Here is a 13,547-nt window from a genome sequence, read left to right as displayed (position 1 = left end):
TTGCTTAAAAAGAAAGTATAGATTTTAATTATTGATATATATCATCTTATTAAAAAGTGATATTTTTTAATACAGCAATGTTAATTTACATCTTTTTTAAATGATCACCAAACAATTGGGTAAGGATTTTTTTATTCTATTCAGTTCTTTTACACCTATTGGATTCCCTTTTAAAATAAGCGTTTTTAAGCTTTTTAATCCTTTTATATTTTCGGGCAGACATGAAATTTGATTATTTGAAAGAATTAATAATTCTAAATTATGTAATACATTCAAATCATCAGGCAAAGATTTTAAGAAATTATTGGCGAGCATTAGAGATTTTAAACTTTTCATTTTTTTAAAATCTAAGTTTAATTTTTTTAAATAATTAGTAGAAAGATTTAAAGTATGGATGTGTTGGAGGTGAAACCAATTCGGATTAATTTCATAGAATTGATTATTGGCCAAGTTTAAGATTTCCAAATCATTTAATTTATTAAAATTCTTTGGCAAAACACTAATTTGATTATTATTTAACTCCAATACTTTTAAACTTTTACAATTACTGATACCGTTATTTACTATGGTAATATTATTTTTATAGGCATGTAAATACTTTAACTTGGTCAAGTTTTGGAAAGCATTTGGCAGGTCCTGTATTTCATTTTCTGCTATATTTAATCTAATCAAATCCTTTAGCTTATTAAATGCTTCAGGAATATATTTTAGGCGATTACCTTGGAGATTTAAAACTTGTAAAAACTTAAGCGTAAATAATTCTTCGTCTAAATTCTCCAAATTATTATTCATTAAATTCAAAAACAATAAACCATTTAATTGTTTAATACTGGAATGGATGTCAAATATTTTTTGATCTCTTAAATTAAGTTGTTGTGCTTTTTCATCCAATAAGGCGGTCTCTATATCTGTATACACAATTACATGCGCATTTGCATTTTGAGCGAAGGCACAAATGCTTATTCTATACAAGATTAAAAATATAATCGTTATTTTCATAATGGTAAATTAAAAGTGCCGGATGCATTAAATACACCCGGCACTAGTTATTATCAATTCAATTATTTATTGAATTGAATCACTTTAGTTGTTCTATTTTCATCCACTTTAATTTCAAGAATTAAAGATTGATTACTTGTCCCGAAGGCAGCTAAATTGAAGCTCCATTTATCCGTTCCAGTAGAAGCGTCCACTAAATTAGCGACTAATTTCCCACTTAAATCAAACAATGTAATACTTACTGTTTCTGTTCCTTTTAAATCTAATGCAACATTTAAAATTTCAGCCGTTGGATTTGGATAAACACGCAAAGTATTTGAGAATACAGTTTTATCTAACCCTAACGGATCAAGTACAGTAATGTGATTTACTTTAGCTTCGGTATCATTACCAGCAACATTTGACACATACAATTCTATGTCATAATCACCAGCAGTATTAAAGGTCACTGTTTCTACTTTATTGGTAGAATTAGTTGGTGTACCTCCATTAAACAACCACAATCTTGAAGTTGGGTAATTTAAACTTGTATCGGTGAATGTTACCGTGTTTCCTTCATAAATAGTAGTATTGTCGGTGGTAAAACCAGCAATCGGTTCTTGTGCTCCTAAAAACTCATCTCTTGAGAAAACAAAAGTAGTAGACTTATCAAAAGCGATATTATTCAATGTAGCGTCTTGTTGCGCTGTATTTGAAGAACTAGGATGTTGAACAGATACAAAACCAAACTTATAATCCGGAGAAAAAGTCAAGCCTGTTGGTTCAGAACCTACTGGAAAAGATGCAAATAATTCCACCATTGGAGTTGCTTGTGTATGGTCTGGTCTAACCATCCAAATATAATTTAAACCACCATCTTGCAATACCCACAAGTTCCCTTGGTCATCAAAAGTTAAATTATCATTCCCATTTGCCCAAGGTTCAGTATAAACACCAGATTCAGTATTTAACACATAATCCGTTCCGCCAACAAAAGTTTCAAAGTCAGCAACAGTTGCACCATTATCGGTAAATCTATAGACTCTACTTTTTCCTTTAGCGGCAAAATAAATTTGTCCTGTAATTGGGTTCACTTCAATATCTTCTACCCCATTAAAGTTTGTAGCACCTAAGCCTTGTGCTAAAGTTCTTGTGTTATTTCTATCACTAGTAGTTGTATTTGGTATTTGAACCCATGTAGCAGTAGTAGAAGAAGGATCATTATTAATTAATGGTGCATCCAATACCAAAGCGTACAAAGTTCCAGCACTTAAGTCAGCTGGGTTATCAGCAACAAATTTAAAAACAGCACTTGAGCCACCATCTTCACCGGTATATAAGGTAATTGAATCATTTAAGATTAATGCATTTTCATGTGAAATTCTACCACATGCCCATAGTTTTTCTTGCATGCCATTACCATAAGAACGAACCATTGCAGTTTCAGGATCAATTTCCACTAGCCAGCCAACATCTTCGTAACCATCTCCGTTTACATCACCAGAGTTTGTACTTTCTTCTGCAGTCAGAATAGTTCCCCATGGCGTAATTCCACCAGAACAATTTCTAGTTGTTGTTACTAAATCACTGTTATAAAGGTCTACTTTTTTGATTGTATCTACTGACCATAGTTTAGTAGAGTCGGTATAATGTACATCTAAAATAGAAACACCACCTGGTGTGTTTTCGTGATTTACGGAAAGGTGCCCAATCACTGAACTTCCATTTTTCCCCACATAAGCGGTAAAATCGTGATTTCCTGGCACTGTATTTACACTATCCAAATAAGCATCTCCTTGTTTGAATATAGCTTGAAAACGGTGAGAGCCATTTGGAATAATCAAGTTTGAAGTTTGGCCAGTTGGTGTAATTGAAGTAAAACATCCGATATGTGCATCTAACCCACCAGCACAACCTAGCGCGGGAGGATTTACAATAGGAGCATCTTTCAAAAACATATCAAATCCTAAATCAGAACTATTTGAAGTTGCTTGGTGTAATTCTACTGCTATAGTATTTACGCCTTGCACAAATAGATTTTTACTAAAATTAGAGGTGTAAAAATGAGTTTCGTCACTTCCACTTACAGTTACTAAAGCTGTATCTGCAGCGCTAATTGTACCAGCGGCTAAATTATCTCTTCTAATTTCAACCCCATTAATATACACAATCGCACCATCATCTCTTAACAAGCCTAATTGAACTGAATCTGGTAAAAGCGCTAAATCAATATCAATATCCCTTCTAAAATAAGTAGTTATATACTTATTTAATGGGTCTGGACCAAAAGATAAGTTAGTCACTACATTTGTATTGGTATAACCAAGTCCTGCTGGACCGTGTTCCCAGTTAGAAACATCAAAAGAACCAACAGTCCAGTTAACAGCATCTAAGCTAGTACCGTTATCTAAATAGTGCCATGCACCATTTTCAGCCATAGGATAAGTGGTAGCAGAAAGCGGTGGCAATTCATACCCTAATGAAAGGTCAAAACTCAAATCTGAACTTGAGAGTGTATTTTGGTGTAGTTCCACTGCCACAACATTGATTCCATTTACCAACAATGTATTATTCACTTTCGTTTCAAAATAAGTGGTTTCATCTGCGCCTGAAATAACGTTTGGTGCCAAAGTATTATAAGTAACTCCTGTAGCAGGCAAGTTTGTTCTATACACTTCTGTTCCGTTTAAATAAACGATAGCGCCATCATCTGCTAATAAATTAAATACTAATGAGTCATAAATAGAAGCATCAGATACGTTAAATATATGACGGAAATAATAAGTCGGGTATTTATTATTAGGATCTGCACCGTAACTTAAAGTAGTGTTTGGACTATCTCCATAACCTAAAATACCATTTCCAAAAACCCAAGCAGTATCGTCATAGTTAGTTCCTGTCCAGTTTGTCGCAGTTAAGTCAACTCCTAAATCATTAAATTTCCATGCTGCTGCAGTAGGTACTGGAAAATTACCAGTTTGATAATCTGCTGAAGGAATATAAGTAATGTGTAAAACTGGTCCACCAGAACCATCATAACTTTCGGCAGTTCTTTTTGCTGTATTCCCTGTATAACCAGGTACATTCATTACAGCTGGATCGACCATACCTAACAAAACTGCATTTCCAGCAGACCAACCAGCTTTATTTACAATAATTTGTAGCATAGCTGCTAAATCGGGGGATTGTTGTGCCGGTCCATTCGCCCCAACAGTTGCCCAATCTTGAATGCTAGTCCATAAAACAGCATTAGATGTTCCAAAATAAGTTCTTCCTGAAAGGTCACCGTTTCCAGATGTAATAGCGGATGCATTCGCAACATCTTCAAAAGCCATCACTACATCCACTTGATTCCCCGTGGTTATTTCATCCGTTGTAAATTGAATATAAGCACTAATAATAGTAGAACCATTTGGGATATTCAGATTATCATACCTCAAACCTACAATCTGTTCCGTTCCTCCATCATTGGTAAATTCAATGTCAGAGCTTGACAAATCCATAGCACCTCCTAGGATTTCTTCTTCAGCATCATCAGATGAGCTGAGGATAGTAGCATTAATTGTTTGATTTTGTGCAATTACCTTACCTGAAAAGCATAATGCGATAGGTAAAAATAACACCAGTAATTTTTTTTTCATTTTCGTTTCTAGATTTAATTCTGCTACAAATCTAAAGGCAAAAAACGGGAAGTATATTTAGGGAATATGATACTTTCCTTAAGAAAAAATAAATCATAAGTTAAGGACAGTTGAATCTGTTAAGGCATGTAAAAATTCAATTACAGCTGCTACCTCTTGTGGATTTAAATGTAATGAATCACCCGACAACGTTTGATTAATCACTTCTAATCCAGCCCCATCTCCACCTCCGTTATTATAGAAATCCATTACTTCTTCTAAGGTAGAAAAAGCCCCATTATGAAAGTATGGAGAGGTTAATGTAATGTTACGGACCGTTGAAGTTTTAAAAGAACCTTTATGAATCCAAGACTTTTCACTTAACACACTGTTATTGTACCTACCCAAATCGGCATCCATTTTAAGTGGAATATGTTTAGGGTTTTCAAATACTCCTAAAATTTCACTTTCATTTTTTTGGTATAAAGGTGGGACTAAACCAGCAAAAGTTGGTGGAAAATGACATGTCCCACAATTTGCTTTACCCATAAATAAATTGAATCCTTGTTTCACTTCGGTTTTTATATTTTCATTTTCACCATTTATGTAATGATCGAACTCACTGTTATAAGAGACCAAAGAAGTGATATAAGAACTTAGTGCTTTTACTATTTTTACCCTAGATATCTCCCCAGTACCAAAGGCAGTTTTAAAGGCGGTTTTATATTCTTTCTTTCCTTTCAGTTTTTTTATAATATTACCATATCCCGTATTAAATTCCTTTTCATTATAAATTACATGTTCTACTTGTTGCTCGAGCGTAAAAGCCCTTAAATCGTAGAAATACCGATCAGATAACACCGCATTAATTAAGGTAGGAGAATTTCTCAATACTACTTTACCAAATACATTACTGTTTGATTTAGGCAGACCATCCGTAAAAGCTTTGTTGGGATGATGACACGAAATACAGGCCATTTTTTGATTTTGGCTAATGATAGGCTCCTTAAATAGAGACTTTCCTAAAGCCATTAACGCAGGACTATCTTCTTCTTCTTTTAATTCCGTAAAATAATACGGATTCAAAAAGTCTTTTTCAAAAATGCTTTGGCTATTCACATTTCGAGCACTCAAGTGAGAGCTTTCAGTTTGATAACCCCATTCATTTTTTAATAATAGAAGGTGTTTATATAAAGGATTGATACACGACTTTAAAAAGGTTAAGCGATCGAAGTTTTCAAAATCAACCTGGGCATTAAACAGTACAAGTCCATTTTGAAATAAGGAATCTACAATTTTTCCTTGGCATTTGTCGGGTTGAATAAAATATTTACAGGATTCATAAATAGCCTGCAATGCAACTTTAGATTCCTGAATTGCATTGAGAGAACCAGGAGTATCAAAACCTGTAACACCAAGGGTGAAAATCCTAAGCAAACCTTGCCGATAAGCTTCAAACATTTGACTACCTTGATCAACAATAATATTTGCACCATTTTTCAATTCTATAATATTACCCTCCAGCTTTTTTGATAAAATAAAAGCTTGGGACTTTTGCGCCATTAATTCCGCACTAAAGATTAATTCATCCAATACTTGCAGACCTTCAGGCTTGGACAAAATTGCATTCTCCCCGCCATTTTCCGTATGTAATAAAGGTGCACCATTAATATGTGCCTCTGTAAAAGACGGATAAAAATAAGCCAATACAAATTCAACTCTTTTATAAGCCATTCTCGTTTTCAACAAGGTGCTTTTTAAGTTTGCCACATTTGTTTTACCTAACTTAAATGCATTTGCAACTGCGGACAATTCCTCTGCTTTCATTTTTAATTCCGTCAGATCGAATTTCATGGCCAATTCAGGTGCAGCTTGCTTATTGTCTTTAAAAGAATATAAAATACCCATGAAGGACAGACCAATTAGGACAGATATTTTTAAAAAAAAATGGTAGTTCATTTGCTTGCTTTAATTCAATGAACAAAACTAGTCGAAGTTCATAAGGAAGCATGTTAATGAATCTTTATGCTTTTGTGAAATAAAAAATGTGACTTGGTAAAAAAATTACGTCAAAAGATTGAAAAAACAAATTAATATAAACGAAAATGAACTACACAGTTAGTCTAAACAGCATCAAAACAACCGACAATATCAGTGGGTTTTGGACTACAACGGATTATAAAAACTTACTTGAAGCTTGTGAAATTGATGACATGGATGGATTGTCTGACAATGATATACAAGAAGTTTTATTTATGGCTTTAACAGAATTAGATACTGTTGAGGCTGCAAAAATTTTGTTGACCTATAAATTTGCTGATCGTTTGAATAAAGGCCAAATCGAACAAATGGCCCATGACATGATTGTAGAAGATTTATCTCAAGAATATGCAGACATTTCATTTCACTTTGCGTTATTTGAAATTAATCAACTATTGTACAAAGCATTCAATGGAAAGTTTCCGCATTCCAAAGCAAGCATTATTGAATTTGAAGTCAAACAAAATGATAAGTCAATTACTACCTTCAATAAGTCGAGTTTATTAAAACTATTGCGACCAGGCTTATCAGAGCATTCTGTTTTGAGAAGGTTATTTGACAATTCTTTGGCAAGTACAGCTGAATTTGTTGAAGCAGAAAATATCATTTGGCAATTAGAGCAAACTGAAACATTAGGTTTTAAATTAACCACTTCGAAATACTGGTTGGACGGTGAAGATTTTATTTTAGACGAATTTGAAGCAAAAAATTAAACTGCGAACATACTAACCCTATGAAGCAAAAAAGCACATATGCATGCATATCTGCTTTTTTTTAAAATCTTCTACTACCTGAATAAGTCATGGCTTCACCTTTTCCGAAACTATAACTGAATCCCAAAGTAAAAAAACGTCCTCTACTACCGATACTATAATAATAAAAATCAGTTTGACTTACCGTGCTTTCGCGAACCCTTGAAGCAAAAATATCTTGTACCGTAAAGTTTAACACCCCTTTACCTTTCCATAGCTTTTTTCTAAGTCCTAAATTCCCATATAAAAACCCTGAAGTAATCCCTTGAACCGTTTTATAAGTAGATTGGTAATTACCGGTCAATTCAAAATCTATTGTTTTGGACACTTTAAACTTACCTGTCATTTTCGAAGACCATTTGTCACCATTAAAATCAAACACTTGTGATTCGAATGTACCTACACGGTTAAAGTACCCATAATTAAAATCTCCGCTCAAAGTAAACCATTTAAAAGGCTTATACTTGGCATTAAACTCTAAACCTGTTTGATCTCTCACACCAATGTTTTCTGGTGTTGTTGTACTAATGTTGTCCTCAAAATAAGTAACCTGTTCCATTACATTTTCGGTATGTAAAAAATATAAACTTGCATTCAAAGAAAGTTTATCTAAAATAAAAATACTGGTTAACTCATAAGAGTCGGAATATTCAGGTGCTAAATTTGGGTTCCCTTTCTTTATGCTATATGAATTTTGTATATTAAAGAATGGATTTAAATCCCACATTCGAGGACGTGAAATTCTTTTAGAATAACCTGCTTGCATAGAATACCTTTTACTGATTTTATAAGAGACATGGGCTGATGGAAATAAATTTGTGTAGTTAGATGAATGATATTCATTTGTGGTAGTTAAAGCCGTTTCCAAGTCTGTATTCTCCAATCTTAATCCCGCTTTAAATCCCCACTTATCCAATTGAATTGATCCAGTAGAGTATACACCAAGTACTTTTTGGATATATAGAAAATTATTACTTAGATCAATACTCTCCACCCAAGAATCACTTTCATTATCAAAAACTTTATAATCGTTTCCAATATCATTGATTTCATAAAGTCCCCCACCCTCATAGGTGAATTTTTTGCTAATTGGATTCGTATAATCGAGTTTAAACGCATAATCCGCCTGGTGAAAATCAGTTTCAATCTTTTGGTCACTAGGTAAAAAACTACCAACATTTAATACATTTTCAAACGCAGAGGCTTGATCTTTTCCGAAAAAATGCCCCGTAGTACTCAATAATAATTGGTGGTCTTTGTTATTTTTAAATTCTTTGGCATATTGTAAATCGAATTGATATTTAGGATTAGTCGCTGTAGTAATACCCGCACGTTGGTATTCACTTTCAATTTGACCATCTCCATTTGATAAGGTAAAATCATAGGCGGATTCCTCAGACTCTATTTCATAAGCAAAATTCCCCGTCAGTGTAATCACGTTTAAATCATTAATGTAAAAATCAGTGCCTAAAATTACATTGTAAAAGTTTTCATTTTTAAATTCTTCACCTAGACTTTCTACCAAGGAATTATCGACCAAACTTTGGTTAATGGTATGCGAATTATAAGGTCGTGTTCTATAACCAGCACCCAATTGTGCAAAGAGATTAAATTTTTCAGTCCTTTGATTTAAACTTAAGCCAACACTGTGGTTATTTGGATAGCCAGTATTTAATGAAATAGAACCATTCAATGCTTTTTTCTCTTGTTTTTTAATGATAATATTAATGATTCCAGCAGAACCTTCTGCTTCATATTTTGCAGATGGGTTGGTAATCACCTCTACGCTTTCTATCATATCTGCAGTAATTGTCCCCAAGGCATTACTGCCTTCGTCGGTTAAAACAGAAGGCTTACCATTAATTAAAATTTGCACGCCAGAATTTCCTCTCAAGGAAATTGCTCCTTCAATATCAACATTTACAGAAGGTACATTATTGAGTACTTCTAGGGCACCCATTCCTGAGCTACTGATGTCACTCCCTACATTAAAAACCCGTTTGTCCAATTTAAATTCAACAGTTGATTTTTCGGCTACAATCTCGACCTCATTCAGGCTCAAGCTACTTTTTTCTAGCAAAAGTTTACCCAATTCAATTTGCCCCTCAACACTATTAAAGGATGTAATCTTTTTTGTGGCATACCCTACAAATCTAACCTCAACATAAAAACCTATTGAATCTAATTTCAATTCAAAGCTACCATCTAATTTAGAGGTGGTACCTACAATTACCTCTGCAGTGGCATTGTCTATAGCAGCAATACTCGCAAAAGGTACTGCTTCATTTGATTTCGCGTCAAACACAGTTCCTCTTATGGTAATATTTTGAGCAGCGAGTTGGCCAGAAGCAAACAAGAAACAAATGACAAAGATTACTTTATTCATGTTAAGTATGGTTTTCAAATGACAAAGAAAGCTACTTTACTTCTCTTTTAAAAATACGTTTTGGCAAACGACATATTTTATACCTTCAACAACCTTTTTTTTAATTGAAAAAGTAGTTTAACGTGCAGAATTTGACGTTTAGCAGTTTTTATTTTTAGTCAATAAGAATATTACTTAATTTCGTGAGATGCGTATTCAAAAATTGAAAACCAATAATTTATTACTTGAAATTCTATTTCAGCTTGCTTTGGCAATTATTGTTTTCATTTTTTATGCATTTGAAAGAAAGCATGGACAAAGAAGCTTTAATCTTGAACCCGCAAAAATCGCATGTTTTATCAATTATTTAGTTGCCGCATATTTCATCAATTATTATTTATTGCCTAAATTTTTATACCGAAAGAAGTACTTATTATTTTCTTTATTAGTTCTTTTTGTGATCACATGTGTAATCTTCATTGAGGAAGGTATAATAGAAAGAATTTACTTTCCCGAAACAAAAGGATCTCATTTTCCGGGGATATTTATCGGATTGACGGATGCCTTGCCCACCATAACCATTATTGCCGGTTTTAAGTTTGCTTGGGATGCCTTGAGAAAACAAAAAGAATTAGAGCAGTTAAAACTCGCTGTCAACGAAAGTGAACTTCAATTTTTAAAGTCTCAAATTAATCCTCATTTTTTATTTAATAATTTAAACAACCTATATGCTTACGCTTTGGAAAAGTCGAGCAAGACACCAGATATTATACTCGAACTTTCGGCCGTTTTAAGATACATGTTATACGAATGTCAAGCAGCCTATGTGTCATTAGAAAAAGAGATGATTCACCTCGAAAACTTCGTTAATTTAAGTAAGCTACAATTTGAAGAAAGAGGAACAGTTCATTTTACCAAGCCCAGCAATTCAACCCATTACAATATTGCGCCTTTAATATTATCAGTTTTTGTGGAAAATGCATTTAAACACAGTGCAGCCAGTCAAACTGACAATATTAACATTGCCACCTCCATAGAACTAAGTGATTCAGGAGAATTATTGTTTACCTGTGAAAACAACTTTTCAGTACAATCGAACACCAACTCATTGCCGCAAGGCATTGGATTGGAGAATGTAAAAAAACGGTTGACACTTATTTACCCGAACGCACATGCGCTAACAATAAATACAGAAAACAACATTTACAAGGTAACATTGACTTTAAATTTGAAGAACTAAATGATTAAGTGCATTATCATAGAAGATCAAGCGCCCGCCCAGCGGGTACTAAAAAATTATATTGCTCACTTGGACAATCTTGAATTAATAGGCACTTTTAATGACGCTATTCACGCAAAGGATTTTTTGGATAAACAGACGGTTGACCTGATGTTTTTAGACATTCATTTGCCCAAGACTTCAGGCCTTGACTTTTTACAAGACCTAACAACATCTCCGTCTACGATAATCACTACTGCTTTTTCAGACTATGCAGTTCAAAGTTTCGAATTAAATGTAGTGGACTATTTGGTCAAACCTTTTTCATTTACACGTTTTCAAAAGGCCATTGAAAAAGTAATGGATCAAAGGAAAAACGTCAATCACTCAAATTTCTTCATTAAATCAGGACACGATTACATTTCGATCAATAGTAATGACGTTGTATTTATTAAATCGGACATGGATTATACTGAAATTTATCAATCGACAAAAAAAGACTTAAGTTCCGAAACACTTTCGTATTGGGAACAAAAACTAAAGCCATTTCAATTTATACGTGTACACAAATCTTATTTAGTCAATGTCTCAAAAATTGAAAAGGTATCAGGAAAGCAAATTCATCTTGAAGGCAATCAAATAATTCCAATTGGACGCGTATATAAGGAACAGTTTTTAGCCAATTACATCAAGGGTTGACGGGTTTAATTATCTCTTTTAAAAATCGGATTAAAAAAACTATCTATACTCCATGACTAACAAGTTATTGACAACCATAACAATCTTAATCCTATGCACCATAAGTATTTCATGTGAAAAACAATATGCAGATATTACATTGCCTGAATCCACGACGGACGGACAAAATACTTTAGGCTGTTATATCAATGATTCAATTACATTCCATATGCAAAATTTGGATGGAGAAGGAAGTTAGAATTTGTTTCCAATTACAATACACATGACAGTTCTTATCAACTTCAAACTCTAAACATAAAGCACTTTAATTATTTAAGTCATCTACATTTAAACTTAAAGGGGGGTTCACAAAACGGGGACCTATCCACTAATAGATGAACAAATCTATACATACAGAAGTCCTAATTTGGTTTTGTTGGTTGGGAAGTAGTCATTTTAGTTAGATATTGTTAACATAATCCATTAAGTTATCGATATAATTTATTCATGATAATATTCAAAATCAGAAAATACTTGCATTTGCTGGAAAGTATCAATCTTTTCGTATATTGCATATTATTAAATATTTATGTTCAAATTTCTATCCATTAGTTTGCTATTTTTAATTTCTTTTAAGGGAATTTCACAGGATTCAATTGCTGTCCACTTCATTTTTCCGAGCGCTGACGTTTTTGAAATTAGAGTAGATGAAGCAGACATATATGATAAAAAGAATTTTTATTTAACTGAAGGACGGCATAAAATTGAAATTTGGGTTCAAGGTTTAGAATTAAAAACCGATTCTATTTTGGTAAATCCAAGTTCTTATAATTTGTATCAGTACAGTAATGTAAAAGTAAATCCAAAAATTGCTCAAAATAAAAAAGATAGAATTGAATACACCATTAGAAAATCTTTACTTTTTGTAACATACATTCCAACGGGAATTGTTAGCTATTTAACATATACTAAATTCAAGCAAGCGAAAGTAATTTATTCTGACATTTCCAACTTAAGTAATGCTTATACTTCATCACTTGACCTAAATTTTATGGCAAAGACTGAGCATAGTTTTGACTTTCTTTCTGCTCAATATATTAAAAGAAGGAGACAATATGTAGCACTTGTATTTGCAAGTTCTGCAATGTTGTTGAGTAATATCGGTATTACTTATCTATTTCACAAGTTTTACAAGAAACCTGGTAAATTCAAGCCAGTAAGTCCTTTCGGAATTGGAGAACTAAAACTATCAATTTATCCAACTACTTATGGGTTAGGTCTAAATTTAAAATTATGAAGTTTTTAGTACTATTAATTATCTGTCTTTCCTTTCAGTCATGTTTAAAAGATATTGAACCATTGGAAATAAATTCAAAATTTGCATTGATAGATGGACTAGAGAATAATATAGATGGAGAATGGTTTAAGTTTTACAAAGCTAAAAAAGACTATAGTACTTGGTTTGATGATTATTATTATCTTACAATTGTATTTGAAATAACAAATAGCTATTTGTTAGAAAATTCTTTTACTATTTCTATAAAAATCAGTCATTTATCAACTGAACCTCATTCGTACGTGAAGGTTGTGAAAACCAAAAATAGCCCGTATTTTTCAGTTAAATTGGATGGAATACACAAGGAGGAAAATGAGAGGTGTTTTAATGCTTACTTTAACGTTGAAGGAGGAGTGGCAAATTATGGTAAAATAACTTATTGTGTGGTAGCATGAAATTATTAAGTATTTTATTTCTTTTCTCTGTAATAACCCATGCTCAAACGGGAACCATAAAGTTTATTATTGAACAAGAGAATGGGTATTATGAAATTTTGATTAATGATACCTTATTGCTAAAAACATATAAAGACACGTTTTCAAAAGGCCATTGAAAAAGT

At 32.9% G+C, this 13,547-nt stretch carries 11 protein-coding genes; 7 read left to right on the top strand and 4 right to left on the bottom strand.

Annotation, left to right across the window (positions count from 1 at the left end; translation table 11 throughout):
• Positions 1-96: 96 nt before the first annotated feature.
• The 3 genes from DNU06_RS14490 to DNU06_RS14480 all read right to left on the bottom strand — a co-directional run bounded on the left by DNU06_RS14490 (position 97) and on the right by DNU06_RS14480 (position 6,557).
• Entirely contained in the window at positions 97-999 is a 903-nt protein-coding gene (locus DNU06_RS14490) for a leucine-rich repeat domain-containing protein (protein WP_111064214.1), read from the bottom strand.
• A 62-nt stretch (positions 1,000-1,061) separates the two neighbouring features.
• Entirely contained in the window at positions 1,062-4,619 is a 3,558-nt protein-coding gene (locus DNU06_RS14485) for an alkaline phosphatase PhoX (protein WP_111064213.1), read from the bottom strand.
• 93 nt (positions 4,620-4,712) lie between these two features.
• Positions 4,713-6,557 carry a cytochrome-c peroxidase gene (locus DNU06_RS14480; protein WP_111064212.1) on the bottom strand — a complete coding sequence of 615 codons (1,845 nt, stop codon included), beginning with the start codon at positions 6,555-6,557 and terminating at the stop codon, positions 4,713-4,715.
• A 146-nt stretch (positions 6,558-6,703) separates the two neighbouring features.
• Between DNU06_RS14480 and DNU06_RS14475 the strand changes: the two genes are divergently transcribed.
• Positions 6,704-7,351: a hypothetical protein gene (locus DNU06_RS14475; RefSeq protein ID WP_111064211.1), complete on the top strand. Its 648-nt coding sequence runs from the start codon at positions 6,704-6,706 to the stop codon at positions 7,349-7,351.
• Positions 7,352-7,412: 61 nt separating this feature from the next.
• On the opposite strand, the gene DNU06_RS14470 is transcribed toward DNU06_RS14475, so the two are convergent.
• On the bottom strand, positions 7,413-9,776 hold the full coding sequence (locus tag DNU06_RS14470; RefSeq protein WP_111064210.1) for a TonB-dependent receptor domain-containing protein: 2,364 nt from the start codon (positions 9,774-9,776) through the stop codon (positions 7,413-7,415).
• A gap of 187 nt (positions 9,777-9,963) precedes the next feature.
• Between DNU06_RS14470 and DNU06_RS14465 the strand changes: the two genes are divergently transcribed.
• The 6 genes from DNU06_RS14465 (at position 9,964) to DNU06_RS17870 (ending at position 13,541) form a co-directional block, all read left to right on the top strand.
• Positions 9,964-10,995 carry a sensor histidine kinase gene (locus tag DNU06_RS14465; protein ID WP_111064209.1) on the top strand — a complete coding sequence of 344 codons (1,032 nt, stop codon included), beginning with the start codon at positions 9,964-9,966 and terminating at the stop codon, positions 10,993-10,995.
• Positions 10,996-11,673 (top strand): LytR/AlgR family response regulator transcription factor, encoded by a 678-nt coding sequence (locus tag DNU06_RS14460; protein ID WP_233503045.1) that lies wholly within the window; start codon positions 10,996-10,998, stop codon positions 11,671-11,673.
• Between the two features lie 52 nt (positions 11,674-11,725).
• The gene (locus DNU06_RS14455) at positions 11,726-11,911 is read left to right on the top strand and encodes a hypothetical protein (RefSeq protein ID WP_111064208.1); all 186 of its coding nucleotides are present in this window, start codon (positions 11,726-11,728) and stop codon (positions 11,909-11,911) included.
• A 330-nt stretch (positions 11,912-12,241) separates the two neighbouring features.
• A complete protein-coding gene (locus DNU06_RS14450) occupies positions 12,242-12,949 on the top strand; it encodes a hypothetical protein (protein WP_111064207.1) in 708 nt (235 codons plus the stop codon).
• Positions 12,946-13,383: a hypothetical protein gene (locus tag DNU06_RS14445; RefSeq protein ID WP_111064206.1), complete on the top strand. Its 438-nt coding sequence runs from the start codon at positions 12,946-12,948 to the stop codon at positions 13,381-13,383. The genes DNU06_RS14450 and DNU06_RS14445 overlap by 4 nt, the downstream gene beginning before the upstream one ends.
• Positions 13,380-13,541: a hypothetical protein gene (locus DNU06_RS17870; RefSeq protein ID WP_158526908.1), complete on the top strand. Its 162-nt coding sequence runs from the start codon at positions 13,380-13,382 to the stop codon at positions 13,539-13,541. The genes DNU06_RS14445 and DNU06_RS17870 overlap by 4 nt, the downstream gene beginning before the upstream one ends.
• Positions 13,542-13,547 lie beyond the last annotated feature (6 nt).

The organism is Putridiphycobacter roseus, assembly GCF_003234935.1.
Lineage (GTDB): Bacteria > Bacteroidota > Bacteroidia > Flavobacteriales_D > Crocinitomicaceae > Putridiphycobacter > Putridiphycobacter roseus.
The sequence above is the reverse complement of the archived record's forward strand: the minus strand, read 5'-3'. Positions and strand labels throughout refer to the sequence as shown.

Coding starts and splice junctions, on each gene's coding strand:
- DNU06_RS14455 (WP_111064208.1), top strand. CDS start 11,726: ATGACTAACAAGTTATTGACAACCATAACAATCTTAATCCTATGCACC.
- DNU06_RS17870 (WP_158526908.1), top strand. CDS start 13,380: ATGAAATTATTAAGTATTTTATTTCTTTTCTCTGTAATAACCCATGCT.
- DNU06_RS14490 (WP_111064214.1), bottom strand. CDS start 999: ATGAAAATAACGATTATATTTTTAATCTTGTATAGAATAAGCATTTGT.
- DNU06_RS14480 (WP_111064212.1), bottom strand. CDS start 6,557: ATGAACTACCATTTTTTTTTAAAAATATCTGTCCTAATTGGTCTGTCC.
- DNU06_RS14460 (WP_233503045.1), top strand. CDS start 10,996: ATGATTAAGTGCATTATCATAGAAGATCAAGCGCCCGCCCAGCGGGTA.
- DNU06_RS14450 (WP_111064207.1), top strand. CDS start 12,242: ATGTTCAAATTTCTATCCATTAGTTTGCTATTTTTAATTTCTTTTAAG.
- DNU06_RS14475 (WP_111064211.1), top strand. CDS start 6,704: ATGAACTACACAGTTAGTCTAAACAGCATCAAAACAACCGACAATATC.
- DNU06_RS14485 (WP_111064213.1), bottom strand. CDS start 4,619: ATGAAAAAAAAATTACTGGTGTTATTTTTACCTATCGCATTATGCTTT.
- DNU06_RS14445 (WP_111064206.1), top strand. CDS start 12,946: ATGAAGTTTTTAGTACTATTAATTATCTGTCTTTCCTTTCAGTCATGT.
- DNU06_RS14470 (WP_111064210.1), bottom strand. CDS start 9,776: ATGAATAAAGTAATCTTTGTCATTTGTTTCTTGTTTGCTTCTGGCCAA.
- DNU06_RS14465 (WP_111064209.1), top strand. CDS start 9,964: ATGCGTATTCAAAAATTGAAAACCAATAATTTATTACTTGAAATTCTA.